Here is a 24,607-nt window from a genome sequence, read left to right on the forward strand (position 1 = left end):
CGCCCGCTTGACGGGGAGGGCTTTCTCTGACAGCTTTGAACAAACGATTGTTCAATAACAATATGGGAGGATGCCAAGATGGAGTTTCTGACGGCAGCCTCTCACTGGGAGAGGTGCATATGACCGGCCCTGCCATCGCCGACGCTCCGAAGGATATCGAGACCACGGACGCGGCCACCTCCGCGCTCGCGCAGTCGCTCGCCGCCATCGTCGGCACCGACAACGTGATCGCCGATGCGGACGGGCGGCGCGCCTATGCCCATGACCGGCTTCCCTTCGCCAATTTCCGCGAGCGGGCCGGGCGGCTTGCCGGCGTGCTGCCGCGCCTTGCCGTGCGCCCCGGTTCAGCCGCCGAGGTGGCCGCCATCGTGCGCCATGCCCGCGCTCACGGCATCCAGATCATTCCCTACGGCAACGGCTCGGGCGTGCTGGGCGGCGCCATTCCGCTGGCGCAGGAGGTGATGGTGGACCTGCGGCGGCTCGACCGCATGGTCTCCGTGGATGCGGTGAACGGCCTCGCCACCGTCGAGGCGGGCATGAACGGGGCCGTCTTCGAGGCCGCGCTGAATGCGGAAGGCTTCACCTGTGGGCACCTGCCTCAGTCCATCGAGATTTCCACCGTGGGCGGCTGGGCCGCCTGCCGGGGCGGGGGGCAGGCGTCCTCGCGCTATGGCAAGATCGAGGACATCGTGGTGGGCCTGAAGGCCATCCTGCCGGACGGCACGCCGCTCGACATCGCACCCCTGCCGCGCCGCTCCGTGGGCCCTTCGATCCGCGATCTTCTGGTGGGCAGCGAAGGCACGCTGGGCATCATCACCGAGCTGACCCTGCGCATCTGGAAGAAGCCGGAGATCGAGCGCGGCGTGGTGCTGGCCTTCCCCTCGCTCCAGGCCGCCTGGGACAGCGCGCGCCGCATCATGCAGGCCGAGCTGCGCCCCACCATCGCCCGCATCTACGACCAGGCGGAAAGCGTGGAGCGGACCGAGGGGCTGGAGGTGTTCGGCACCCATCCCATCCTCGCCATCCTGGTCTTTTCCGGCTCTGAGCCCATGGTGAGCGCGGAGCAGGAGGCGGCCCTCGCCATCTGCGCGCAGGAAGGCGGGAAGGTGGCGCCCGATGGCCCGTTCCATCACTGGAAGACCAATCGTTACGTGGCCTTTTCCCAGAAATGGCAGGCGGCCGGCTATTTCAACGACACCATCGAGGTGACGGGCAATTGGTCCGCCCTTCCCGGCATGTATGCGGCCATGGCGGCGGCGGCGCGGGAGATCTATCCGCAGATCCATTTCGGCGCCCATTGGTCGCACATCTATCCCGAGGGGGCGTGCCAGTACATGACCATCCGCCTGCCGCCGATGGAGCAGGCGCAGGCATTGCCGCTGCACGCGAAATTGTGGGAGGCGATCCAGAGCCTCACGCTCGACCATGGCGGCTCCATCGCGCACCATCACGGCGTGGGCGTGTTCCGCAATCCCTGGCTCGCCCGCGAGCTGGGGGCGGGGCTCGGCGTCCTCCAGGCCATCAAGGACAAGCTGGACCCGGACAATCTCATGAACCCCGGAAAGCTCGGCCTGCGTCCCGCCCCGCGCGCGGTGGACGTGCACCATGACTGACCACGCCGTCTCGTGCCGGTGGACGGAGGCTTGCCGTGGCGCGTGAGCTTCTCGTGGGCATCGATCTGGGCGCCGGATCGCTCAAGACCAGCATCATCCGTCTCGACGGCACGCTGGCGGGCGAGGCGTCCGCGCCGGTGGCGACCCATGCCCCCCATCCGGGCTGGAGCGAGCAGGATCCCCATGAATGGTGGGCCGCAATCTGCGAGACCGTGCCGCGTGCCCTTGCGGCGGCGGGCGCCGATCCCGGCGAGGTGGCGGCCGTCTCCTTCTCGGCCGGCGCCCATACCCAGGTGCTGGAGGATGCGGACGGCGCCGTCATCCGCCCCGCCATCCTGTGGAACGACCAGCGCTCCGGCGCCGAGACCCAGATGCTGCGCGCCGAGGCCGACGCCCGCATCCTGGAGATCGGCGCCAACCGCGCCAATCCCACCTGGACGCTGCCGCAGATGCTGTGGCTGCGCCGGAACGAGCCGGACGCCTTCTCCCGCGTGAAGCGGCTCTATGTGGCCAAGGACTGGCTCCGCTCCCGCCTCACCGGCACCTGGGAGACGGACCATATCGACGCCGTGGGCACGCTGATGGCGGACGCCCGCACCAATGAATGGTCCGCCGAATTGTGCGCCATGATCGGCTGGCCGATGGAGACGCTGCCGCCCATCGTCACGCCCACCACGGTGGTGGGCGAGGTGACGGGGGAGGCCGCGCGCGCCTGCGGGCTGAAGGCGGGCACGCCGGTGGTCTGCGGCACGTCCGACACCGCCGCCGAGACCTATGGCGCGGGCATGGTGCGCGAGGGGCTGGGCGTGGTGAAGCTGGCGACGGCGGCCACCGTGAGCGTGCTGACGCCCGCCGCTCGGCCGGACTTCACCGTCATCAATTATCCTCACGTCATTCCCGCGCATTGGTACGTCATCGCCGCCACCAATTCCTGCGCGTCCGCCCATAAATGGCTGCGGGACAGCTTCTTCAAGCGCCCCGGCGAGGACGGCACGGCGGTGTTCGACGAGATGGACCGGCGCGCCGCCGCCGTGGCGCCCGGCGCGGAGGGGCTGTTCTTCCACCCCTATCTCAACGGCGAGCGCAGCCCCCATTGGGACCCGCTGCTGCGGGCCGATTTCGTGGGCATCGGCTTCAATCACGGGTCCGGCCATTTCGTGCGGGCGCTGTATGAAGGCATCGCCTATTCCCTGAAGGACTGCCTTCTGGCCTTGCGGGCGAAGGGGCTCGACTTCTCCACCGCGCGCCTCACCGGCGGCGGGGCGCGCAGCGCCCTGTGGCGCCAGATCGTCGCCGACGTCCTGGACGTGGAGGTGGAGCTTCCGGCGGTGGCGGAAGCCTCCTTCGGCGCGGCGCTCATCGCGGGCGTGGGCGTCCGCGCCTATGCCGACGAGCGGGCGGCGGCGCAGGTGGTGCAGGTGGTTTCGCGCGCCGTGCCGGATGCGGCGCGGGCCGCGCGCTATGCCGAGGGGCACGCCCTTTATTGCGACATTCAGGCGGCGCTCGCGCCGCTCAATCACAAGATCCACGCCTTCGTGCGCGGACACTGACGCCGGGCAAACCGGCGCCACAGCGGGAGCAGGAGACATGGCCGAGGTCAGGCTGAAACAGGTCCGCAAAGCCTATGGCGCCACGGTGGCGGTGCATGGGGTGGATCTGGACATCCGCGACGGTGAGTTCGTCGTCTTCCTCGGGCCTTCGGGCTGCGGCAAGTCCACCACGCTGCGCATGGTGGCGGGGCTGGAGGAGATCACCACCGGCACCGTCGAGATCGGCGGGCGCGACGTGACGCGCCTGGAGCCCAAGGACCGGAACATCGCCATGGTGTTCCAGAACTATGCCCTCTATCCGCACAAGACCATCTACGAGAACCTTGCCTTCGGCCTGCGCATGCGGCGGATGGACAAGGCGGAGATCGACCGGCGGGTGCGCTCGGCTTCCGTGATGCTCGGGCTCGATCCCTATCTGGAGCGCAAGCCCAAGCAATTGTCCGGCGGCCAGATGCAGCGCGTCGCGCTGGGTCGCGCCTTGGTGCGGGACCCGGACGTGTTCCTGCTGGACGAGCCGCTTTCCAACCTCGACGCCAAGCTGCGGGTGCGCATGCGCGAGGAGATCGCCCGGCTGCATCAGGAGGTGGGCACCTCCATGATCTATGTGACCCACGACCAGGTGGAGGCCATGACGCTGGCCAACCGCATCCTCATCATGCGCGACGGCCATGTGCAGCAGGTGGGCGCGCCGCTGGAGGTCTATGACCGGCCCGCCAATCTGTTCGTGGCTGGCTTCATCGGCTCGCCGGAGATGAACCTCGTGGAGGGGCATGTCTCCGGGCGGACGGTGCGGTGCGGCGACCTGCAGGTGGGCTTGCCGCCTGACGTGGAGGCGGGGGAGGGCAGCGCCGTGGTGCTGGGCATCCGCCCGGAGCATGTGGGCGTCGCGGAGAGCCCCGGCGCCCGGCCGTTCCAGGTTTCGGTCATCGAGCAACTGGGCGCGCAGACCTTGTGCATCGGCGAGGTGGATGGGGTGCGCCTGCGCGTCCTCATGGACCGCTCCGACGCTATCAGCCACGGCACTACGCTGCCCGTGCAGTTCCGGCCGGATCGCCTGCACGTTTTCCTGAAAGAGACCGGCGCCCGGCTGAACCGGGCCGGCGCGCGGGAGGGTCAACGCCCCGCCGCGTGACATCGAAGACCTAAGCAAATCAACCACGTCCGGAAAACTTGGACGGGACAGGGAGGAGAGAGCCATGGACGAGGACAAGACGGGCGGCGTCTCGCGCCGCAGCCTCTTGAAGGGGACGGGCGCGCTGGTCGCCGGCATCGCCGCGGGCGGGCTCGCCGCGCCGGCGGTGGTGCGGGCGCAGAGCAGCAAGACCATCCGCTTCCTGAATGCGGAGACCTCCATCGACAGCATTCGCGCGCTGAAGGTGGCGGCCGCCGAATATGAGAAGCAGACCGGCACCAAGGTGGTGGTGGATTCCGTGCCGCTGGACGGCATCTTCACCAAGGTGACCACCTCGCTGCGCGGCGGCACGCCCTATGACATCGCCACCTTCGCCTTCGTGGGCCATGTGCTCATCCTGGCGAGCGAGGGGCATCTCATGCCGCTCAACGTGCTCACCGACAAGTACAAGTGGGGTCCGAACATCCTCTTCCCGCTGGACGGGAAGGTCTATTGGTATCCCTACGACTACAATCTCGCCTGGGTCTATTACCGCAAGGATCTCTACGAGAAGAACAAGCTGGAGGTTCCCAAGACCTGGGATGGCTTCCTGAAGAATTCCCAGGCGCTCAACGGCGACGGCATGTCCGGCTCGCTCTTTCCCATCGGCTCGAACGGCGCCACCAACTGGCTTTCCCCGGGCTTCATGTGGGCCGAGGGCGTGCAGCTGTTCGACGACAAGTGGAACATCATCTTCGACAATGCCGACATGGGACCGCGCGCCACGCGCTATCTCGATTTCTTCGGCGACCTCTACAAGACCATGCCCTCCGGCACGAGCCAGGCGAGCTTCGGCGAAGTGCTCTCCAACTTCACCTCCGGCAAGGTGGCCCATTCCGCCTATGCGGGCCGCATGATCGAGACGCTGGAGCGCAACAATCCCACGCTCGCCGACAAGTACGGCATCATGCCCTACATGGATTCCACCGGTAAGCATCAGGCGGTGAACCATGGCTATGACGGCTGGGTGGTGCTGAAGACCCCGCAGTCGGACGAGGCGATGAAGTTCATGGCCTGGTTCACGGAGAACCAGTACATCAACTTCCTCCACACGGCCCCGCTGCACTTCCAGCCGCCGCGCCTCGATGTCTATGACGATGCCCGCTGGCGGGCCCATCCACTCATCGAGAAGCATAACGGGGCGGTGGAGATGATGAAGTCGTTCCTCACCGACAAGAACATGATCCTCACCTCCATCGACACCCAGGGTCCGGCGCCGAGCCTGAAGCCGGGCAAGATCTTCGAGGCGTTCGTGTTCCCGGAAATGCTCCAGAACAAGGTGCTGAAGGGCATGTCTTCCGCGGAATGCGTGAAGACGGCGGCCGACCGGATGCGTCAGGTCATCGCCTCCTGACGGCCGCCGCCGGTCCCTTTCCCCTTCCGCGCGGGACGGGGAGGGGACCGGCGGAGCGCTCTCCACCCACCTTCAGCGAGGCGCCGCCGGTGAGCTCGAAAGCGACCATCTATTCCTTCCTGTTCCTCGGCCTCGCGGTCACGGCGCTGCTCATCGTGGCGCCCGTGGTCTATGCGGTTTCGCTGAGCTTCTACCAGATGGATTCCTTCGTCGGCGCCCCCCGCTGGGTGGGCCTCGACAATTATGCGCGCATGCTGTCGCAGTGGATCTTCTGGCGGGCGCTCATCAATGGCTTCATCTATGCGTTCGGGACCATCATCTTCCAGGTCGTCCTGGGCATTGGGTTCGCGCTGGTCCTGAACCAGGTCTTTCCCGGCCGGAACATCGTGCGCGGCCTGTCCATCCTGCCTTATCTGCTGCCCACCGTGGTGGTGGTGCTCACCTTCAAATGGATGGTGGACGGCTCCATCGGCGTGCTCACCCAGGTGATCGCCGCCCTCGGCCTGCCGCCGGTCCAGTGGTTCGAGAGCCCGGGCGCGGCCATGGCGTCGGTGATCCTGGTGAGCGTGTGGATGTGGACGCCCTTCGTCACCACGACCTTCCTCGCCGCCCTCCAGACCGTGCCGTCCTCCCTCTATGAGGCGGCCAAGGTGGACGGGACCAATGCGGTGCAGCGCTTCTTCCACATCACGCTGCCCATGCTGAAGCCCATCCTCACCGTCATCGTGCTGCTGCGCGCGGTCTGGATGTTCAACAAGTTCGACGTGATCTGGCTGCTCACCCAGGGCGGCCCGGTGGGGGCGACCGAGCACCTCGCCATCCTCTCCTACAAGCAGGCGTTCGGCCAGTTCGACATCGGCGGCGGGGCGGCGGTGGCCACCATCTCCTTCGCCATCCTGTCCGTGGCTGTGTTCATTTATTTCCGCCTGTTCCCGCTGGATACGGAGTGACACCCATGTCCCGTTCGCTCCCCCGCTCCGCCGCCGGACGCATCGCGCTCTATGTCGCGGCGCTGGTCATCGCGGTCTATTCCGCCTTCCCCATCTACTGGATGGTGGTGTCCTCCACGCGCGCGCCGCAGGCGCTGCTGCACTCCACCTCCTTGGTGCCGGGGCCGCTCACCTGGGAATATTATTCAAACCTCCTGGAACTGACCGACTATCCCTCCCAGTTCATGAACTCGCTCTTTGTGGCGGTGGTGACGGTGGTGGTGACCATGGTCTTCTCGGTGATGATCGCCTACGCGGTCACCCGCCATCGTATCCGGGGCAAGGGGCTCATCGTGGGGGCCATGCTCTATGCCTACATGTTCCCCCCGCTGCTCATCGCCATCCCGCTCTTCTCCATCTTCGCCAAGATCGGCCTCGGCGATACGCTGACCAGCGTCATCGTCTCCCACCTCACCCTCACCTTGCCGCTGGGCGTGTGGTTCCTCTGGGGCTTCTTCAAGAGCATGCCGTTCGAGCTGGAGGAGGCGGCCATGGTGGATGGCTGCACGCGGCTCGGCGCCTTCCTGCGGGTGGTGCTGCCACTCTCTTTGCCGGGGCTCATCACGGTGGCCATCTTCTCTTTCCTGCTGTCCTGGACCGACTACACCTACGCCCTGATCATGATCGGCTCCGACGCCAACAAGACGGTGCCGGTGGGCCTTGCCTCCATGGTGGGCTCCTTCGACCTGCGCTGGGGAGAGATCATGGCGGGCTCCACCCTCATCGCCCTGCCGCTGTTCGGGGCCTTCGCGCTGCTGAGCCAGTATTTCATCCAGGGGCTCGGGGCGGGCGCGGTGAAGGGCTGAGGTCCGATAACAAAAACAAGACTGGGAGAACGCCATGGATCTGGGCCTGGAGGGCAAGGTCGCCCTCGTCACCGGCGCGGCGCGCGGCATCGGCCGGGCGGAAGCGCTGGCGCTCGCCGCCGAGGGTGCGCGCATCGTCATCAACGACATCGACCCGGAGGGCGCCGCGCGCTGCGTCGAGGATCTGCGGCAGGCGGGCCACGATGCCGCCGCCGCGCCCGGCGATGTCTCCGATACGGCGGGGGCCGAGGCGGTGGTGCGTGCTGCGGGCGCCGCCTTCGGGCGGCTCGACATCTTGGTGAACAATGCGGGCGCGGGCGGGCGACATCTGGGGCGCAAGGCCGAGGATCTCGATGTCGAGGATTTCGACATCATCGTGCGCACCCATCTGCGCAGCACCTTCCTGTGCTCGAAGCATGCCGTGCCCCTCATGCGCGCGGGCGGCTTCGGGCGGATCGTGAACACCTCCTCCATGAATGTCACCGGCGGCGGGCGGCCGGGCGTCACCAATTACTCCGCCGCCAAGGCGGGCGTGCTGGGCTACACCCGCACCATGGCGAAGGAGGTGGGCGGAGACGGCATCACCGTGAACGCCATCGCGCCCGGCTATGTGGCCACGGAATTCATCGCCACCTTCTCGCCGGAGAAGCGGGCGGTGATCACGGGCCAGAATCCCATGGGCCGCTTCTGCCAGCCGGAGGAGGTGGGCGCGCTGGTCGCCTTCCTGTGCTCTACCCAGGCGGCCTTCATCAACGGCGCCCTCATCTGCATGGACGGGGGCAAGCGGGACTTCCACTGGGGGGATACATGAGCCTTCGCGCGTTCGGGGCGCCAGCCCGCTACATCCAGGGGCCGGAAGCTCTTTCGGAGCTGGGGGCGCTGGCCCGCCTGCATGGCCGCCGCCCGTTCGTGGTGGCGGACGCCGTCGTGACGACCTTGCTGGGCGACCGGCTGCGCCGTGAACTGGCGGAAGCCGAGGCGGCCACCTTCGCCGCCTTCTCCGGCGAATGCACGGCGCAGGACATCGATGCGCTGGCGCAGGCCGCGCGGGCGGCGGGGGCGGACGTGGTGATCGGGGTGGGCGGCGGCAAGGCCATCGACACCGCCAAGGGCGTGCGCATGGCGCTGGGCCTGCCCATCATCATCGTGCCCACCATCGCCTCCAATGACAGCCCCACCTCGCGCCTCGCCGTGCTCTACACGCCGGACCATGTGCTGAGCGAAGTGCGGCTCATGTCCGCCAATCCCGATGCGGTGCTGGTGGACACATCCGTCATCGTCCAGGCGCCCGCGCGCTTCTTCGTGGCGGGTATCGGCGATGCCCTCTCCAAGAAGTTCGAGGTGGAGCAGTGTGCCCGCGCCGGAGGGCTCAATTTCTTCAAGGCCCGCCCCACGGACCTTGCCGTGACCATCGCCGGGGCCTGCTACGCCGCCATTCGGGCGGACGGGGAGGCGGCGCTCACCTCGGTGGCGCGCAACACCGCCTGCCCGGCGGTGGAGCGGGTGGTGGAAGCCACCATCCTGCTGTCGGGGCTTGCCTTCGAGAGCGGGGGCCTCTCCATCGCCCATTCGCTCACGCGCGGCTTCTCCACCGTCCCGGACGTCGCGCGGGCGCTCCATGGCGAGCAGGTGGCGCTGGGGCTGCTGGTGCAGCTTCTCGCCGAGGGGCGGGATGAAGCCTTCATGGACGATCTCATCGCCTTCTACCGCCGGATCGGACTGCCCTGTGCGCTGGAGGATTTCGGCGTTTCCGACGGCGCGGCGGTAGCGCGCATCGTCCAGGTTTCCTGGGACACCGCGCCCTATATCCGCAACTTCGTGGAGCCCCTGTCGCCGCAGGTGTTGACCGATGCCTTCGCGACCCTCTCGCGCAGGGCGGCAGCGCGCGGCTGAAGGGGCGGGCCGGGCGCAGCCGCGCCAGTTGCCCGCCCGCCGGGATCGCGCTATCGCCGTGTGATGATGCAAGACGACGACGAGGCGGGCGCGGGCCCGGCGGGGAAGGACGAAGCCCAGCCGGGCATGGTTGTGCGCCAGGTGCCGGCCGTCACCCGCGCCATCGCCGTCCTGCGCCTCCTGTCGCGCAGCGAGGCGCCGCTCGGCGTGCAGGCCATCGCGCGCCAGCTGGGCCTCATCCCCAGCACCTGCCTGCACATCATGCGCGCTTTGGTGGCCGAGGAAATGGTGGCCTTCGACCCCCATACCAAGCGCTACCGGCTGGCGAGCGGCATCGTCGCCTTGGCGCGGGGCATGCTGCGGCACGATCCTTTCAGCAAGCTGGTGGAGCCGGCGCTGGACGAGATCAGCCAGCGCTATTCCATCACCGCCATCGGCGTGGAGGCGGCCAGCCTCGACCATATGATCGTGGTGGCTATCGCCCGGCCGAGCCAGGCGCTGCATCTGGAGGCGGATCTCGGCAGCCGCTATCCCGCGCTGATCAGCGCCACGGGACGGCTGGTGGCTGCCTTCGGCGGCTATTCGCGCGCCGAACTGGACAAGCGCTTCAAGGTGCTGCGCTGGCAGAACCCGCCCGCGCTGGAGGATTGGCGCGCCGATGTGGAGGCGTGCCGCCGCCTCGGCTATGCGGTGGATGAGGGGCACTACATTGCGGGCGTGACCATCGTCGCGGCGCCGGTGCTGGTGCACGGCCGCATGAGCCACGCTTTGGTGGCCGCTGGTGTGAGCGACCAGATGCGCCGCAGCGGACACGAGGCGCTGGGCGAAGAGCTGAAGCGCAACGCCGACGAGCTGTCGCGCCGCCTCGCCGCCTTCTGACGGGCGTTTTCAGCCGGTGCGGTTGATGAGGCCGCGTTCCGTGAGCCCGGCCACCTGGGCGTCCGTCAGGCCCAGTTCCCGCTTCAGCACCTCCGCCGTGTGCTCGCCCAGCCGGGGCGGGGCCTCCAACGGTGCCTGGGGGGAGCCTGGAAACTTGATGGGGCGGCCGAGCAGGCGCAGGCGCCCGGCGGTGGGGTGCTCCACATCCACCACCATCTCCCGTGCCCGCGCCTGGGGATGGCCGAGGGCGGCGGTGACGCCCAGCAAGGGCGCGTGCGGCACATCGTGCGCGTCCAACACGGCGCGCCAATGGGCGACGCTCTCGCGCGCTATGGCCTCCGCGATGCGCGGCTCGATCTCGTCGCGCCGGGCGCGCCGGTCCGCCATGGTGGCGTAAAGCGGGTCCCGGCCCATGGCGGGCATGTCCAGGGCGTCGCACAGCTTGGGCCAGAAGCGGTCGGCGAGACAGGCGATGATGATGGCCCCGTCACTGGCTGCGAAGCTGCCATAGGGCACGACCGTGGCATGGGCGGAGCCCGCCGGCGCGGGATCCTCCCCGTTGACGAAGGCAAGCTGGGCGAAATAGCCCAGCATGGACATGGTGCCGTCATAGAGGCTCACATCGATGAGCCGCCCGCGTCCGGTCTGCGCCCGCTCCACGAGGGCGGAGAGGATGGCGATGGCGCCGAAGAAGCCGCCGGACATGTCGCCCACCGGCAGGCCCAGCTTCTGCGGCGCGCGGCCGGGCTCGCCATTGATGCTCATGACCCCGGTCATGGCCTGGGCGACGATGTCGAAGGAGGGCATGTCCCGCAGCGGCCCGGTGAGGCCGAAGCCGGAAATGGCGCAATAGATGAGGCGTGGATTGGCCTTCATGAGCACATCCGCGCCGAGCCCGAACCGCTCCATGACGCCGGGGCGGAAATTCTCGATAACCACGTCGGCGGTGGCGCACAGGTCTTTCAGGATCTGCGCGCCCTCGGGCGTGGCGAGGTCCACCACGAGGCTCTTCTTGCCCCGGTTGAGGCTGAGGAAATAGTGGCTTTCGCCCCCCACGAAGGGGGCGAAGCCGCGCGTCTCGTCACCCCGGCCGGGGGGCTCGATCTTGAGCACCTCGGCGCCGAGGTCGCACAGGAACTGGGTGGCGAGAGGGCCCGCCAGCACGCGGGTCAAATCGAGGACCCGCAGCCCGGACAAGGGTCCGGGCCAGCGGGCCTGCGGGCGGCTCGCCGCCGCATGGCCGTGCTCTGCGGTGTCCATGACGGCGGCCTTTCCCGCGTCCAAACGCTCCATCCCTGGCTCCCTCACTGCATGGTCAGGTTGAGGCTCTTGATGGCCGGGCCCCATTTCGCCCTGTCCGTGTCCACCTGCGCCGCCAGTTGCTGCGGCGTGCCGCCGGTGGGTTCGGCACCGTCCTTGATGATGGCGGCGCGCAGCGCCGGATCCTCCAGTCCCGCATTGATGGCCTTGTTGAGGATGCGCACGATCCCGGCCGGGGTTCCGCGCGGAGCATAGCAGGCGTTCCAGGCTTCCGCCTGCACGTCGAGGCCCGCCTCGCGGAAGGTGGGGATGTCCGGCAGGCTCGCGGAGCGGGTGCCCAGGGAGATGGCGAGCGCCCGCGCCTGGCCGGAATGGATGGCGCCCAGCGTCGCCGTCACGGTGTCCAGCGCCACGGGGATCTGGTCGCCCAGCACATTGGCCAGCGCCTGCCCGCTGCCCGAATAGGGCACCGCGTAGAAGTCGCCGCCGGACGCAGCCCGCACCATCTGGAGCACGGCGCGCGCGGTGGTGCTAGGCACCGCCACGTCCACCTGCCCGGCCTTGGCCCGTGCCAGCAGGTCGGCGAACGAGCGGATGGGGGAGTTCTGGCGCACATAGAGCACCATGCCGAAGCTCACCACCCGCGCCACCGGCTCGAAATCCTTCACCGGGTCGTAGCCGAGATGCGTGTAGAGATATTCGTTCATGGCCGAGGTGGCGTTGGTGCCCCACAGCAAGGTGTAGCCGTCGGGATCCGCGCGGGAGACCATGGAGGTGCCGATATTGCCGCCGGCACCCGGCTTGTTCTCCACCACGAAGGGCTGGCCGAGGGTGCGCTGCAGATAATCGGCGAAGCGGCGCGCGAACACGTCCGTGCCCATTCCGGGCGGATAGGCCACCACGATGCGCACCGGGCGCGTGGGATAGCCGTCGGCCCGGGCAGTGGGCATGCCCAGCGCGCCCGCGGCAAGGCCCGCGAGGGAGCCGGCGAGAAAGCTTCTCCTCCTCATGTCGTTTCCTCCAGCATCGATATTGGTATCGAGCGTTGTTCTTGGGTGGTGTTCTGGTTCGTCACACCGCCGCCCGGCGGCCTTGGCGTCTGCCGGCCGGGCTTCGGTTCAAGAGTGTTTCAGCCTTTCATGGAAACGCTGAAACACTCTATCTCTCTGTTTTTACGCGCTTCCTTCACGCGAACCGCTTCACACTTCGCTCGGAAGCGCTCTCGCATCCCGGCGGCAGCCGCCGGCATGGCTCTCGCGAAAGGGACACGCCCCGGCCGGCCTTGGCGTGCGGCGGCCGGGGCGGCGAGGGTCAGGCGCTGCGCGAGGGCAGCACCGCGGTGGCGCCGCCCAGCACGGACAGCTCGCCGTCCTGGTTCACGGCAGACTGCTCGATCTCCACCACATGACGGCCGTTCTCCACCCGCTTGGCGGTGACGGTGCCGTCGATGAACAGGAGATCGCCTTCCGGATTGTGGCGGCGCAGCTTGCTGTGGGCGCGGGCGAGGAAGCCGGTATCGCCCATCCAGTTGGTGACATGGTGGGTCAGCCAGGAGCAGCGCTCCGGGCCGTAATCATAGGCGCCGGGCGCGCCCACCATGAGCGCCATCTCGGGCTCCCAATGCACCCGCTCGGGGCAGTCCGGGATGCCGAAGCGGTTCTTGATGCCGAGGCCCGGATGGTTCTTCACCTGCTGCCAGGCCAGCTTGTTGGCGCGGATATAGAGGCCGCCCCAGCCCTGCGCGAAGGCGACGAAGCCGGTGACGGTCATGGGGCCCTTGGCCATGGTGGGCAGCTTGTCGCCCACCTGCACGTCCTCGAAATAGCGCGGCGTCGCGCCCCGCACTTCTTCCTCCGCATAGAGGCGGTAGACGCGGTCCAGTTCCTCGTCCGTGTAGCGGCGCGGCGGGCGGGCCTTCACGGCGGTGTACTTGCTGCCGCTCTCGCGGGCCGCGTCCCGGTCGGTGCGGAAGCACCAGCTCTCGGCGTCGGCGACGAGGTCGCCGTTCTCGCCGTAGAAATTCACATGATAGACCTGCCGGATGGCGCGGCCGGCGAAGGTGGTCTCGTGCTCCACGAGGTCGGAGAGCCACGCCTCGGTGCGGATCGTCTCGTTGCGGTTCACCCAGCGGTGCCAGCGCCAGTCGGCGCCCGACCACATGGCATGCACGCCCGGCAGGCCGCCCACATAGCCGGAAATGATGCGGCTGGTGGTGAACAGGAAGCTCGGCAGCGCCACGAGGCCGCCCAGCACGCTCTGCTTGGCATAATCGGGATCGCACCAGAGCGGATTGTCGTCGCCGATGCCGTGGGCATAGTGGCGGATATTGTCCCGCGTGGCCTCATAGCACCACGGCTCGGCGGTATTCTCGATCTTCTTCCCCATGCGCTCGCGCAGTTCGTCCAGCGCGGCATCGGTGATCTTGGGGAAGTGCCGGATGGCCGGCTCCGCTAGGGTTTCGGCGAACATGATGGACGTCCTCTCTTCTCGCTCTTGCTTTGGGGAAATCAGGCCAGCGCGGCGGCGCGCGCGGCTTCGGCGTCGCGCAGGACCTTGCGGTTGATCTTGCCGGCGGGGGTCTTGGGCAGCTCGGGCACGAAGGCCACCTGGCGGGGATATTCGTGCTGGCTGAGACGGGCGCGGGTGAAGTCCTGAAGCTCGCGGGCGAGGCTGTCGTCGCCTGTATCGCGGGTCACCACGAACGCCTTCACCACCTGTCCGCGCACGGCGTCCGGCACGCCGATGGCGGCCACTTCGCGGACCTGGGGATGCTTGAGCATCACGTCCTCGATCTCCACCGCGCTCATGGTCCAGCCGGCGGAGATGATGACGTCGTCGGCCCGGCCGCCATGGTAGAAATAGCCGTCCTCGTCGATGCGCCCGAGATCCTTGGTGGGCACCCAGGCGCCGCGCCGCAGGACCTTGATCTCGCCGGTCTCGCCGGTCCGGCAGGGGCGCCCGTCCGGGCCCTGCACCTCCACTTCCATGCCGGGAACCGCCTTGCCGAGCGAGCCGGGCTTCACGGGGAAGTCGGGCGCGCCGGGATAGTTCACCAGCACGACGCCCACTTCCGTGGTGCCGTACATGGAGCAGACCGGCACCGCGAACACCTCGTCGATGAAGCGCAGCGTCTCGCTGTCGATGGGCTCGCCCGTATAGGAGAGCTTGCGGATGGCGAAGCGGAAGCGGCCTGCTTCCCCGCTCGCCCGCATCATCCGGTAATGGGTGGCGGCGGCTGACAGGTTGGTGATGGAATAGTCCTGGAGCGCCTTCATGAGGCGCACGGGATCGAACCGGCCGCAGAAGGTGCCGGTGGTGATGCCCAGCGCCAGCGGGGCCAGCGTGCCGTGGGCGAGCCCGTGTCCCCAGGCGGGGGAGGAGGGGCAGAAGAACTCGTCGCCCGGCCGCAGCCCGGTGCCGTAGAGGGCGGCGATCATCAACGTCACGATGGCGCGGTGGGTGTGCTTCACCGCCGCCGGAAGCTCTCGGGTGGTGCCCGACGTGTACTGGAACAGCGCCAGATCATCGGCGCGGGTGCGCGGCGTGTAGGTGTCGGGATAGGCGGCGAGTTCCGCGGTGAAATTGGCGCCGGGGAAGACCACGCGCGTGCCCTCCAGGCCCTCGGTGGCGGCGGCCTTGTCGGGCGAGGTGACGAGGATCTTCGGCGTGCAGTCGCCCACCCGCAGCCGCACCCCTTCCGGGCCGAACAGGGTGAACAGCGGCACGGCGATGGCGCCGCGCTTCATGGCGCCGAAGATGGAGGCATAGAAAGCCGGGGAGGGGTCCAGCATCACCGCGACGCGGTCGCCGGCCTCCACGCCGTTGGCCTCCAGCCAATGGGCGAAGCGAGACGAGGCCTGCGAGATTTCGCGGAAGGTGACGACCTCGTCCCGTCCGTCCGCATGGGCGATGCGCACCGCCGGGCGGTCGCTGTCGGCATGCCGGTCGATGCATTCGTGGGCGATGTTGAAGGCGTCCGGCGTGCCGTCGAAGAATTCCCACAGGCGCTGGGGGGAGAAGCTCGCCTGCGCGAAGGCATAGCTCGTGCTCTCCGACAGTTTCGACATGGCGCATCCTCCCGTTTGTTTGTTGTGGGAGGATCTATCGGGAGGTGGCAATTTGTTGTCAATATACAAAATTGTTGTCTATATACAACAGTAATTTCCGCATTCGGACACCTGCCGCTCCCTGGTTTCCATATCGGGCCAGGGGATGCGGCGGGGTGGAAAAACGGAATGGAAGAGGGGTCAGGGCGCGGGGGAGAATTCCCGCTTGAGGCATTTCAGGGCGAAGGAGGAGCGGCTGTGCCGGATGCCGGGGACCTTGTAGAGACGCTCGCGCAGGAAGCGCTCATAGCCGGCCGTCCCGTCCACCGCGACCTTGATGAAATAGTCGTATTCTCCAGTGGTTAGATAGGCTTCCAGCACTTCCGGCAAATCCGCCAGCGCCTGCCCGAAGCGCTGGATCTGGTCCTCGTCGTGCCGGTCCAGCGTCACTTCGATGATGACGATGTCGCCGAGCCCGAGCTGGCGCTGGTTCAGCACCGCCACGTAATTCTCGATATAGCCCGCCTCTTCCAGGCGGCGCACCCGCGTCCAGCAGGGGCTGGGCGACAGGCCCACCTTCTCCGCCAGTTCCTGGTTGGTGAGCCGGGCCTGCTTGCGCAGGGCCCGCAGGATGCGGCGGTCGATCTCGTCGATGCCCTTGTCCTTCTGCATGGGAGCACGCCTTTCCCGTCGAATTGATATGCGCGGAAGAAGCATCTGCATATCGTCTGTCAGACACTTGATCCTTCCATAATAATACGTCTCGCCAAAAAGAACGGGAAAAAATTACGCCGGAACCTCGATAGGATCTCCCGTCAATGAGCAAGCGAACGGGAGGATCGGCCATGGCATATCGGCTCTGCATGAAGGTTCAGAGCGTCGATGCGGCCATTCGCGCGCTCGACCTGCTGCGCCGGCTCGACGTGGACATGCTGGAACTGGAGACCGCGCGGCGCGAGGAGGGGTTCCTCGTCCATCTCAGCTACGACGCCTGCGGCGAGGAGGCGGCGCGCCATATCGCAGTGCGCATGGGCCAGATCGTCGGCGTCAGCACGGCGGAGATGGTCACGGGCCATATGCCCGAGCCCGGCCCCTTCGCCACCGCCTTGCCCCTGCGCTCCGCCTGCTGAGCGGCTCGCCCTGCGCACCGTTCCCGTCGCCCTTCAAGGATGGCCATGACCGACGCCCCGAGAAACCTGCCACGGCTCGCCCTCTACATTCCCGAGCCCGCCCGTCGCCCCGGCGATGCGCCCGATTTCAGCGGCCTCGCCATTCCCGAACCGGGTGCCTTGCCCCGCCCGGACATCGACGCGCCCGCCGAGGCGACGCGGGAGCTGGCCTATGGCCTGATCCGAGTGCTGGACGGGGACGGGCGGGCGGTGGGCCCGTGGGACCCGAGGCTCGACCCGCAGACCCTGCGGCGGGGGCTGCGCGCCATGGTGCTGACCCGCGCCTATGACGAGCGCATGGTCCGCGCCCAGCGCCAGGGCAAGACCTCGTTCTACATGAAGTGCACGGGCGAGGAGGCGGTGGCGGTGGCCCAGGCCCTCGCGCTGAACCGCGAGGACATGTGCTTTCCCACCTATCGCCAGCAGGGCCTTCTGGTCGCCCGCGACTGGCCGCTCGCCGACATGATGTGCCAGGTCTATTCCAATGCCGGAGATCGCCTGAAGGGTCGGCAGATGCCGGTCTTCTATTCCAGCAAGGAAGCCGGATTCTTCTCCATTTCCGGCAATCTGGGCACGCAGTACAGCCAGGCCGTGGGCTGGGCCATGGCCTCCGCCTACAAGGGTGACGACCGCATCGCCGCCGCCTGGGTGGGCGACGGGGCGACGGCCGAAGGCGACTTCCACCATGCCCTCACTTTCGCCTCGGTCTATCGCGCGCCCGTGGTGCTGAACGTGGTCAACAATCAGTGGGCCATTTCCAGCTTCCAGGGCATTGCGGGCGGGGAGGCGACCACCTTCGCCGCGCGCGGCCTGGGCTTCGGCATGCCCGCGCTCAGGGTGGACGGAAACGACTTCCTCGCCGTCTATGCCGCCACGCGCTGGGCGGCGGACCGGGCCCGCACCAATGGCGGCCCCACCCTCATCGAGCTGTTCACCTACCGGGCCTCCGCCCATTCCACCAGCGACGATCCCAGCAAGTACCGGCCCGCGGGCGAGGAAAGCCTGTGGCCGCTGGGCGATCCCATCGACCGGCTGCGCGACCATCTCGTCGCCATCGGGGAATGGTCGGCCGAGCGCCACGCGGCGCTTGAGGAGGAGATGCGGGAGGAGGTGCGCCGCGCGGGCCAGGAGGCGGAGGCGCTGGGCACGCTGGGCACCGGCCCCGCCCATAGCCCGGCCACCATGTTCGACGACGTCTTCAAGGAAATGCCCTGGCACCTTCGGCGCCAGCGCCAGGAACTCGGGGTGTGACATGCCGGCGATGACCATGGTCCAGGCCATCAATTCGGCCCTCGACGTGATGCTTTCGGAAGACCCCGACGTGCTCGTGTTCGGCGAGGATGTGGGCTTCTTCGGCGGCGTGTTCCGCTGCACGCAGGGCCTCCAGGGCAAGTACGGCAAGCGGCGCGTGTTCGACACGCCCATCGCCGAGGCGGGCATCGTTGCCACCGCCGTGGGCATGGGCGCCTACGGCCTGCGGCCCGTGGTGGAGATCCAGTTCGCGGACTACATTTATCCGGCCACCGACCAGCTCATCTCGGAGGCGGCGCGGCTGCGGTATCGGTCCGGCGGCGAGTTCACCGCCCCGCTCACGGTGCGCACGCCCTATGGCGGCGGCATTTTCGGCGGCCAGACCCACAGCCAGAGCCCCGAGGCCATCTTCGCCCATGTGTGCGGGCTGAAGACGGTGATCCCGTCCAATCCCTATGACGCTAAGGGCCTGCTCATCAGCGCCATCGAGGATGACGACCCGGTCATCTTCCTGGAGCCCAAGCGGCTCTATCATGGCCCCTTCGACGGGCACCATGACCGGCCGGTGCGCCCCTGGGGCGACGACCCGCGCGCGCAGGTGCCGGATGGGCATTACCGCGTGCCGCTGGGCCAGGCGGCGGTGGTACGGCCGGGTGCGGACGTCACCATTCTCGCCTATGGCACCATGGTGCATGTGGCGCTGGCCGCCGTGGAGGAGAGCGGTATCGATGCCGAGGTCATCGACCTGCGCACCATCATGCCCGTGGACATGGAAACCATCACCGCCTCGGTGAAGAAGACCGGGCGTTGCGTGGTGGTGCACGAGGCGACGCGCACGGGCGGCTTCGGCGGCGAGCTGGCCGCCCTGGTGCAGGAAGCCTGCTTCTACCATCTGGAGGCGCCGGTGCAGCGCGTGACCGGCTGGGACACGCCTTATCCGCACGCCCTCGAATGGCACTATTTCCCCGGCCCCGCCCGCGTCGCGGCGTCACTCGCCCGCGTCATGGAGGACTGAGCATGGGCCGCATCAGCTTCAAGCTGCCGGACATCGGCGAAGGCATCGCCACGGCCGAGGTCACGGCCTGGCACGTCAAGGTGGGGGAGGTGGTCCGCGAGGATTCCCCCCTGGTGGACGTGATGACCGACAAGGCGACGGTGGAGATATCCGCCCCCGTCACCGCCCGCATCGTGGCCCTGAATGCCACCCCCGGGGAGACGGTGGCGGTGGGCTCCGAACTGCTGGTGTTCGAGACGGACGGGGAGGGGGGCGAGGTGTCCGTCGCGGCTCCGGCTCCGTCTCCGAGCCCGCCCCCGGAGCCCGCGCGCGCCGAGGTGGCCGTGGAGCCGCCGCCGCCGCCCGTGTCCGTTTCCGCACCGGTTTCCGCCGATCCGCCGCCCGCGCCGCGCCGGGCGCCGGGCACCCGTCCGCTGGCCGCGCCCTCGATACGCCGCCGCGCCTATGAGGCGGGTGTGCCGCTCCAGTTCGTGGCGGGCAGCGGGCTGGAAGGGCGCATCACCCATGCCGATCTCGACCGCGCGCTCACAGGCGGCGAGGTCTTCCGGCCTCAGGCGCCGCCGGAGGATGTAGTGGAGGAGATGCCGGTCATCGGCCTCCGGCGGAAGATCGCCGAGCGCATGCAGGACACCAAGCGGCGCATCCCCCATTTCTCCTATATCGAGGAAGTGGACGTGACCGCGCTGGAGGATCTGCGCGCGGCGCTGAATGCGCGCCACGGAAAGGCGCGCCCGCGCCTCACGCTGCTGCCCTTCCTGGTGCGGGCGCTGGCGCGGACCCTGCCGGAGTTTCCCGGCCTCAATGCCCGCTATGACGACGAGGCGGGCGTGCTGCGCAAGCATGCGGCGCTGCATGTGGGCATTGCCACCCAGACCCCCGCGGGGCTCGTCGTTCCGGTGCTGCGCCATGCGGAGCGCCTGGACCTGTGGGCCTGCGCCACCGCCATCGCCGCGCTCGCGGAGGCGGCGCGGGAGGGACGCAGCGGGCGGGAGGACCTGACTGGCTCCACCCTCACCATCACCAGCCTCGGTGCACTGGGCGGGCTCGCCACAACGCCGGTCATCAATGCACCGGAAGTGGCCATCGTGGGCGTCAACAAGATCGCCGTGCGCCCCGTTTATGTGGAGGGCGGCGGCTTCGTGCCACGCAAGATCATGAACCTCTCCTCCTCCTTCGACCACCGGGTGGTGGACGGCTTCGTGGCGGCGGAATTCGTGCAGCGCCTGCGTTCCTTCCTGGAGCAGCCCGCCACTTTGTTCGTGGAGTGAGACATGACCACCCCTCTCAAGACGCGCCTGCTGGTGGTGGGCGGCGGGCCGGGCGGCTATGTGGCCGCCATCCGCGCGGGACAATTGGGCATCGACACCATCCTGGTGGATGAGGGCGGGCTGGGAGGCACCTGCCTGCAGCGCGGCTGCATCCCCTCCAAGGCGCTGATCGAGGTGGCCACCCGTTTCGCCCATTTGCGCGCGGCGGCGGAGGGGACCGACCCTGCCGGGCTGCGCGCGGGCACGCCCAGCATGGATTTCGCCCAGACGCGCGCCTGGAAAGACGGCATCGTCACGCGCCTCGCGGATGGGGTGGCGGGGCTGCTGCGCCGGGCGAAGGTGCGCCATCTGGCGGGCCGGGCGGTGTTCAGCGACGCCAAGACCTGCCGTGTGGAGACCGGGGAGGGCGCCTTCACCATCGCGGCGGAGGCGGTAATCCTCGCCACCGGTTCCGAGCCCGTGGAACTGCCTGCGCTGCCGTTCGGCGGCGGGGTGGTCTCCTCCACGCAGGCCCTCTCCCTCTCCGCGCTTCCCGAGTGCCTCGCGGTGGTGGGGGCGGGATATATCGGGCTGGAACTGGGCATCGCCTTCGCCAAGCTGGGCGTCTCGGTGAGCGTGGTGGAGCGGCAGGACCGCATTCTGCCGCTCTATGACCGGGCGCTTACCGAGCCGGTGCGCCGCGCCCTGGAGCGGCACGGCATTTCGCTCCACCTCTCCGCCCGCGCGCTCGGTCACACGGACGGGGCGCTGGCGGTGGAGGGTGCGGACGGCACGCCCTTCCAGGTGCCCGCCGATCTGGTGCTGAGCACCGTAGGCCGCCGCCCCCGGCTGGAGGGCTTCGGCCTGGAGGCCATGGCGGTGGACGTGAAGGACGGGCGCATCCTGGTGGACGACCAGTGCCGCACCTCCATGTCCGGCGTGTTCGCCATCGGCGATGTGATTGGCGAGCCCATGCTGGCGCACAAGGCCATGGCGCAGGGCGAGATGGTGGCGGAGATCGTGGCCGGCCACCGCCGCCGCTTCGATCCCCTCGTCATTCCCGCCGTGTGCTTCACCGACCCGGAGATCGTCGTCGTTGGCCTCTCACCGGAAGAGGCGGGCGCGCCGGAGCGGGCGCTGGTGGGCACCGTCCCGTTCCTCGCCAACGGCCGGGCGCTCACCCTCGATGCTCCGGCGGGCTTCGTGCGCGTGGTGGCCCGGCGCGAGGACCATGTGATCGTGGGGGTTCAGGCCGTGGGCGCCCATGTGAGCGAATTGTCCGCCGCGTTCGTCACCGCCATTGAGATGGGCGCGCGGCTGGAAGATGTGGCGGGCATGATCCACGCCCACCCGACTCTCGGTGAAGCCTTCCACGAGGCCGCCTTGGCTGCGCTTTCGGGCGGCTCCGCGCGGCACTGAACGTTGCGCTCGATTTCGCCGTGAGGCTGCGCGCTCAGGTGTTCAAACCTGCCGCCACGCCGCCCAGGATAAGCAGGCTGAGGAGGATAAGGCGCCACAGCCGCATGCCCTGGGTCTCCTGGGACGGGTTGGCGTCACGTTCGGATCTGCGCACTGCAGACCCGGTGCCGACTGCCCGCCTGCCGGATCCCGGAAGCAGGAGCGCGGACAGCGTGGGCGCGTGATCACTTTCGACGGAATGGATGGCGTGTCCAACACTTGGGGCATCAGCCATCGGCGTCTCCTCCCATCAAAAGCGCATCGCGGCTTAAGGATGAACGCCGAGGGATAGAATCCTTTCCGTAAATCGGGGATTCTGTTCCATGCGGCCGCCGGTGACGCATCGGCCTGTGCCAGCAGGATCATCCCTCCTTAAGAAAACTGTCTCGGCGGCGCCCGTACACGGGCCGCTTGGCGCGTTCCGCGGCGCCCCGTCCCACGCCACGGCGCGCGGTTGACAGGCGCGCAAGATGGAGCAGATAATCCGTTTGTCCGACAATAGGACGGCATGAAAATCATGCCCAAAGAAGAAAACCTGGGAGGAAATCCGATGAAACGTGTCTTGGCGTGCGCCCTTGGCGCGGCGCTGGCCTTCGTCGTGCCTGCGGCGGCGGAGATTCCCGCGCGGGGCGTGAAGGTCGGCGTGCTCACCGATCTCAGCGGCGTCTATACCGACCTCACTGGCGTCGGCTCCATCGAAGCCGCGAAGATGGCGGTGGAGGATTTCGGCGGCACCATCAACGGCAAGCCCATCTCCATCGTGTCCGCCGACGGCCAGAACAAGGCCGACGTGGGCGCCAACATCGCCCGCAAATGGATCGACGAGGAGAATGTGGACACCATCGTCGATACGCCCAACACGGCGATCGCGCTGGCGGTTCAGGAGATCACCCGCGCGAAGAACAAGGTACTGCTGAATACCGGCTCGGCGTCCACGGTGTTCACCAACAAGGCATGCTCGCCCACCTCGTTCCAGTGGGTCTATGATTCCTACGCCATGGCCAACGGCACCGCCCGCTCCGTCGTGGCCGAGGGCGGCAAGACCTGGTTCTTCATCACGGCGGATTACGGCTTCGGCCATTCGCTGGAGACCGACGCCAGCGAAGTGGTCGTCGCCAATGGCGGCAAGGTGCTCGGCTCGGTGCGCCACCCGCTCAACAATGCCGACTTCTCCTCCTTCCTGCTGAAGGCGCAGGCTTCCGGCGCCGATGTCATCGCATTCGCCAATGCCGGCGCGGACCTCATCAATTCCATCAAGCAGGCCAACGAGTTCGGCATTGCCAACGGCAAGCAGCGCCTCGCCGCCATGGTGATCTTCATCACCGACATCCATGCGCTGGGCCTCAACCAGGCCAAGGGCCTGCTGCTCACGGACGGCTGGTACTGGGACATGGACGAGCGCAACCGCGCCTGGGCGGCCCGCTGGTCGGCCCGGGTGGGCGGCAATCGCAAGCCCACCATGCTGCATGCCGGCGTCTATTCGGCGGTGCTGCATTATCTGCGCGCGGCGAAGGCGGCCAATTCCACCGAGGGCGACGTGGTGGCCGCCAAGATGCGCGAACTGCCCATCGACGACTTCTTCGCCCGCAACGGCTCCATCCGCCCCGACGGCCGGATGATCCACGACATGTATCTGGCGCAGGTGAAGACCCCGGAAGAATCCAAGGGTCCGTGGGACTATCTGAAGATCCTGCGCACCATTCCGGCGGCCGAAGCCTTCCGCCCCCTCTCGCGCAGCGAATGCCCGCTGGTGAAGAGCTGACCCGTCCCGCGCCCGGCCTTTCCCGGCCGGGCGCGGGCCCGAACCATCGAGACTTTATGACGGCCCGCATCCCATGACCGCTCTCGCTCCCATGAGCCCCGCTGTTCCCACGGGCCCCGTTGCCCCCGCGCCGCCCCGGCTCGCCATTCCCGCGCTGGAGCGTCATCTGGCCGCCGCCATTCCCGGTTTCTCCGGGCCCGTCTCGGTGACCTATATTTCTGGGGGGCAGTCCAATCCCACCTTCTTCGTGGACAGCCCCACCCACCGGCTGGTGCTGCGCAAGCAGCCGGGCGGGGAGGTGCTTCCTTCCGCCCATGCGGTGGACCGGGAGCACCGCATCCAGGCGGCGCTGGCGGGCAGTGACGTGCCGGTGCCGCCCATGGTGCATTTCTGCGCGGATCGCTCGGTCATCGGCACGCCCTTCTATGTGATGGGGCGCGTGGAGGGGCGGGTGTTCGCGGCGTGCGACCTCGCCGATGCGGCGCCCCAGGAGCGCCGCGCCATCTACCGTTCGGCCGCCGAGACCTTGGCGCGCCTGCATGCGGTGGACTGGCGCGCGGCGGGCCTGTCCGATTATGGCCGTCCGGACGGCTATTTCGAGCGGCAGGTGGCCCGCTGGACGCGCCAGTGGCATGCGTCGCGCACCCGCGACCTGCCCGAGGTGGAGCGCCTCATCGACTGGCTGCCGCGCCATTTCCCGCAAGGGGGCGAGGCGACCATCGTCCATGGGGATTTCCGCATCGGCAATCTCATGATCCATCCCACCGAGCCGCGCGTGGTGGCGGTGCTGGACTGGGAATTGTCCACCATCGGCGATCCCATGGCCGACATCGCCCATTTCGGCGTCGCCTGGGATACCCGCCCGGATGAGTATGGCGGCCTGCTCGGCCTTGATCTGGCGGGCCTCGACTTGCCCGACCGCGAGGACTTTCTCGGCTGGTACGGCGCGGCGGGCGGGCAGGCGGAGCGCTTCTGCGCCTTCCACCGCATCTTCGCCCTGTTCCGCTACGCGGTCATTTTCGAGGGCATCGCGGCCCGCGCCCAGCAGGGAAACGCGGCCTCCGGCGAGGCGGCGGCGGTGGGGCGGCTCTCCCAGAATTTCGCGCGCCACGCGGTGGCGCTGATCGACGGCGGGGCGCGCTGA

The 24,607-nt window shown here is 68.3% G+C and carries 21 protein-coding genes; 16 read left to right on the top strand and 5 right to left on the bottom strand.

Going from position 1 to position 24,607, the window contains the following annotated elements; genetic code table 11:
- The first annotated feature begins 119 nt into the window (after positions 1 to 119).
- From EJJ38_RS04510 to EJJ38_RS04550, 9 genes are all read left to right on the top strand, one after another.
- Entirely contained in the window at positions 120 to 1,613 is a 1,494-nt protein-coding gene (locus tag EJJ38_RS04510) for an FAD-binding oxidoreductase (RefSeq protein ID WP_127088936.1), read from the top strand.
- 35 nt (positions 1,614 to 1,648) lie between these two features.
- Positions 1,649 to 3,163, top strand: coding sequence for a xylulokinase (xylB, locus tag EJJ38_RS04515; RefSeq protein ID WP_245454108.1), 1,515 nt, complete (start codon positions 1,649 to 1,651; stop codon positions 3,161 to 3,163).
- Between the two features lie 37 nt (positions 3,164 to 3,200).
- Positions 3,201 to 4,295: an ABC transporter ATP-binding protein gene (locus tag EJJ38_RS04520; RefSeq protein ID WP_127088938.1), complete on the top strand. Its 1,095-nt coding sequence runs from the start codon at positions 3,201 to 3,203 to the stop codon at positions 4,293 to 4,295.
- Between the two features lie 64 nt (positions 4,296 to 4,359).
- Entirely contained in the window at positions 4,360 to 5,688 is a 1,329-nt protein-coding gene (locus tag EJJ38_RS04525; protein ID WP_127088939.1) for an ABC transporter substrate-binding protein, read from the top strand.
- Positions 5,689 to 5,777: 89 nt separating this feature from the next.
- Entirely contained in the window at positions 5,778 to 6,638 is an 861-nt protein-coding gene (locus EJJ38_RS04530; protein WP_127088940.1) for a carbohydrate ABC transporter permease, read from the top strand.
- Positions 6,639 to 6,643: 5 nt separating this feature from the next.
- Positions 6,644 to 7,483: a carbohydrate ABC transporter permease gene (locus EJJ38_RS04535; RefSeq protein WP_127088941.1), complete on the top strand. Its 840-nt coding sequence runs from the start codon at positions 6,644 to 6,646 to the stop codon at positions 7,481 to 7,483.
- A 34-nt stretch (positions 7,484 to 7,517) separates the two neighbouring features.
- Positions 7,518 to 8,294, top strand: coding sequence for an SDR family NAD(P)-dependent oxidoreductase (locus tag EJJ38_RS04540; protein WP_127088942.1), 777 nt, complete (start codon positions 7,518 to 7,520; stop codon positions 8,292 to 8,294).
- Positions 8,291 to 9,376 (top strand): glycerol dehydrogenase, encoded by a 1,086-nt coding sequence (locus EJJ38_RS04545; protein WP_127088943.1) that lies wholly within the window; start codon positions 8,291 to 8,293, stop codon positions 9,374 to 9,376. Before EJJ38_RS04540 ends, EJJ38_RS04545 begins: the two co-directional genes overlap by 4 nt.
- Positions 9,377 to 9,439: 63 nt before the next feature.
- Positions 9,440 to 10,255 carry an IclR family transcriptional regulator gene (locus EJJ38_RS04550; protein ID WP_245454109.1) on the top strand — a complete coding sequence of 272 codons (816 nt, stop codon included), beginning with the start codon at positions 9,440 to 9,442 and terminating at the stop codon, positions 10,253 to 10,255.
- A 9-nt stretch (positions 10,256 to 10,264) separates the two neighbouring features.
- On the opposite strand, the gene EJJ38_RS04555 is transcribed toward EJJ38_RS04550, so the two are convergent.
- The 5 genes from EJJ38_RS04555 to EJJ38_RS04575 all read right to left on the bottom strand — a co-directional run bounded on the left by EJJ38_RS04555 (position 10,265) and on the right by EJJ38_RS04575 (position 16,233).
- Entirely contained in the window at positions 10,265 to 11,548 is a 1,284-nt protein-coding gene (locus EJJ38_RS04555) for a CaiB/BaiF CoA transferase family protein (RefSeq protein ID WP_205666103.1), read from the bottom strand.
- A gap of 11 nt (positions 11,549 to 11,559) precedes the next feature.
- Positions 11,560 to 12,525, bottom strand: a complete 966-nt coding sequence (locus tag EJJ38_RS04560) for a Bug family tripartite tricarboxylate transporter substrate binding protein (RefSeq protein WP_127088944.1) — start codon at positions 12,523 to 12,525, stop codon at positions 11,560 to 11,562.
- 301 nt (positions 12,526 to 12,826) lie between these two features.
- Positions 12,827 to 13,984 carry an FAS1-like dehydratase domain-containing protein gene (locus tag EJJ38_RS04565; protein WP_127088945.1) on the bottom strand — a complete coding sequence of 386 codons (1,158 nt, stop codon included), beginning with the start codon at positions 13,982 to 13,984 and terminating at the stop codon, positions 12,827 to 12,829.
- 38 nt (positions 13,985 to 14,022) lie between these two features.
- Positions 14,023 to 15,582, bottom strand: coding sequence for an acetate--CoA ligase (locus EJJ38_RS04570; RefSeq protein WP_127088946.1), 1,560 nt, complete (start codon positions 15,580 to 15,582; stop codon positions 14,023 to 14,025).
- Between the two features lie 180 nt (positions 15,583 to 15,762).
- The gene (locus EJJ38_RS04575) at positions 15,763 to 16,233 is read right to left on the bottom strand and encodes an Lrp/AsnC family transcriptional regulator (RefSeq protein ID WP_127088947.1); all 471 of its coding nucleotides are present in this window, start codon (positions 16,231 to 16,233) and stop codon (positions 15,763 to 15,765) included.
- A gap of 173 nt (positions 16,234 to 16,406) precedes the next feature.
- Here EJJ38_RS04575 and EJJ38_RS04580 point away from each other — a divergent pair, with 173 nt between their 5' ends.
- The 7 genes from EJJ38_RS04580 to EJJ38_RS04610 all read left to right on the top strand — a co-directional run bounded on the left by EJJ38_RS04580 (position 16,407) and on the right by EJJ38_RS04610 (position 24,607).
- Positions 16,407 to 16,691: a hypothetical protein gene (locus EJJ38_RS04580; protein ID WP_127088948.1), complete on the top strand. Its 285-nt coding sequence runs from the start codon at positions 16,407 to 16,409 to the stop codon at positions 16,689 to 16,691.
- Between the two features lie 45 nt (positions 16,692 to 16,736).
- Positions 16,737 to 17,981, top strand: coding sequence for a thiamine pyrophosphate-dependent enzyme (locus tag EJJ38_RS04585; RefSeq protein ID WP_127088949.1), 1,245 nt, complete (start codon positions 16,737 to 16,739; stop codon positions 17,979 to 17,981).
- Position 17,982: 1 nt separating this feature from the next.
- Entirely contained in the window at positions 17,983 to 18,996 is a 1,014-nt protein-coding gene (locus EJJ38_RS04590) for an alpha-ketoacid dehydrogenase subunit beta (protein WP_127088950.1), read from the top strand.
- Between the two features lie 2 nt (positions 18,997 to 18,998).
- Positions 18,999 to 20,264: a dihydrolipoamide acetyltransferase family protein gene (locus EJJ38_RS04595; protein WP_127088951.1), complete on the top strand. Its 1,266-nt coding sequence runs from the start codon at positions 18,999 to 19,001 to the stop codon at positions 20,262 to 20,264.
- A 3-nt stretch (positions 20,265 to 20,267) separates the two neighbouring features.
- Entirely contained in the window at positions 20,268 to 21,662 is a 1,395-nt protein-coding gene (gene lpdA, locus EJJ38_RS04600) for a dihydrolipoyl dehydrogenase (protein WP_127088952.1), read from the top strand.
- Between the two features lie 589 nt (positions 21,663 to 22,251).
- The gene (locus EJJ38_RS04605) at positions 22,252 to 23,463 is read left to right on the top strand and encodes an ABC transporter substrate-binding protein (protein WP_127088953.1); all 1,212 of its coding nucleotides are present in this window, start codon (positions 22,252 to 22,254) and stop codon (positions 23,461 to 23,463) included.
- 73 nt (positions 23,464 to 23,536) lie between these two features.
- Positions 23,537 to 24,607, top strand: coding sequence for a phosphotransferase family protein (locus EJJ38_RS04610; protein ID WP_127088954.1), 1,071 nt, complete (start codon positions 23,537 to 23,539; stop codon positions 24,605 to 24,607).

Origin of the sequence: Aquabacter cavernae, from assembly GCF_003993795.1 — a bacterium.
GTDB classification, from domain to species: Bacteria; Pseudomonadota; Alphaproteobacteria; order Rhizobiales; family Xanthobacteraceae; genus Aquabacter; species Aquabacter cavernae.

Excerpts from the sequence above, each read along its gene's own strand:
- lpdA (WP_127088952.1), top strand. The coding sequence starts at position 20,268 with ATGACCACCCCTCTCAAGACGCGCCTGCTGGTGGTGGGCGGCGGGCCG.
- EJJ38_RS04580 (WP_127088948.1), top strand. The coding sequence starts at position 16,407 with ATGGCATATCGGCTCTGCATGAAGGTTCAGAGCGTCGATGCGGCCATT.
- EJJ38_RS04585 (WP_127088949.1), top strand. The coding sequence starts at position 16,737 with ATGACCGACGCCCCGAGAAACCTGCCACGGCTCGCCCTCTACATTCCC.
- EJJ38_RS04595 (WP_127088951.1), top strand. The coding sequence starts at position 18,999 with ATGGGCCGCATCAGCTTCAAGCTGCCGGACATCGGCGAAGGCATCGCC.
- EJJ38_RS04510 (WP_127088936.1), top strand. The coding sequence starts at position 120 with ATGACCGGCCCTGCCATCGCCGACGCTCCGAAGGATATCGAGACCACG.
- EJJ38_RS04570 (WP_127088946.1), bottom strand. The coding sequence starts at position 15,582 with ATGTCGAAACTGTCGGAGAGCACGAGCTATGCCTTCGCGCAGGCGAGC.
- EJJ38_RS04590 (WP_127088950.1), top strand. The coding sequence starts at position 17,983 with ATGCCGGCGATGACCATGGTCCAGGCCATCAATTCGGCCCTCGACGTG.
- EJJ38_RS04545 (WP_127088943.1), top strand. The coding sequence starts at position 8,291 with ATGAGCCTTCGCGCGTTCGGGGCGCCAGCCCGCTACATCCAGGGGCCG.
- EJJ38_RS04555 (WP_205666103.1), bottom strand. The coding sequence starts at position 11,548 with ATGGAGCGTTTGGACGCGGGAAAGGCCGCCGTCATGGACACCGCAGAG.
- EJJ38_RS04535 (WP_127088941.1), top strand. The coding sequence starts at position 6,644 with ATGTCCCGTTCGCTCCCCCGCTCCGCCGCCGGACGCATCGCGCTCTAT.
- EJJ38_RS04550 (WP_245454109.1), top strand. The coding sequence starts at position 9,440 with ATGATGCAAGACGACGACGAGGCGGGCGCGGGCCCGGCGGGGAAGGAC.
- EJJ38_RS04525 (WP_127088939.1), top strand. The coding sequence starts at position 4,360 with ATGGACGAGGACAAGACGGGCGGCGTCTCGCGCCGCAGCCTCTTGAAG.
- EJJ38_RS04610 (WP_127088954.1), top strand. The coding sequence starts at position 23,537 with ATGACCGCTCTCGCTCCCATGAGCCCCGCTGTTCCCACGGGCCCCGTT.
- EJJ38_RS04560 (WP_127088944.1), bottom strand. The coding sequence starts at position 12,525 with ATGAGGAGGAGAAGCTTTCTCGCCGGCTCCCTCGCGGGCCTTGCCGCG.
- EJJ38_RS04575 (WP_127088947.1), bottom strand. The coding sequence starts at position 16,233 with ATGCAGAAGGACAAGGGCATCGACGAGATCGACCGCCGCATCCTGCGG.
- EJJ38_RS04540 (WP_127088942.1), top strand. The coding sequence starts at position 7,518 with ATGGATCTGGGCCTGGAGGGCAAGGTCGCCCTCGTCACCGGCGCGGCG.
- EJJ38_RS04565 (WP_127088945.1), bottom strand. The coding sequence starts at position 13,984 with ATGTTCGCCGAAACCCTAGCGGAGCCGGCCATCCGGCACTTCCCCAAG.
- EJJ38_RS04520 (WP_127088938.1), top strand. The coding sequence starts at position 3,201 with ATGGCCGAGGTCAGGCTGAAACAGGTCCGCAAAGCCTATGGCGCCACG.
- EJJ38_RS04605 (WP_127088953.1), top strand. The coding sequence starts at position 22,252 with ATGAAACGTGTCTTGGCGTGCGCCCTTGGCGCGGCGCTGGCCTTCGTC.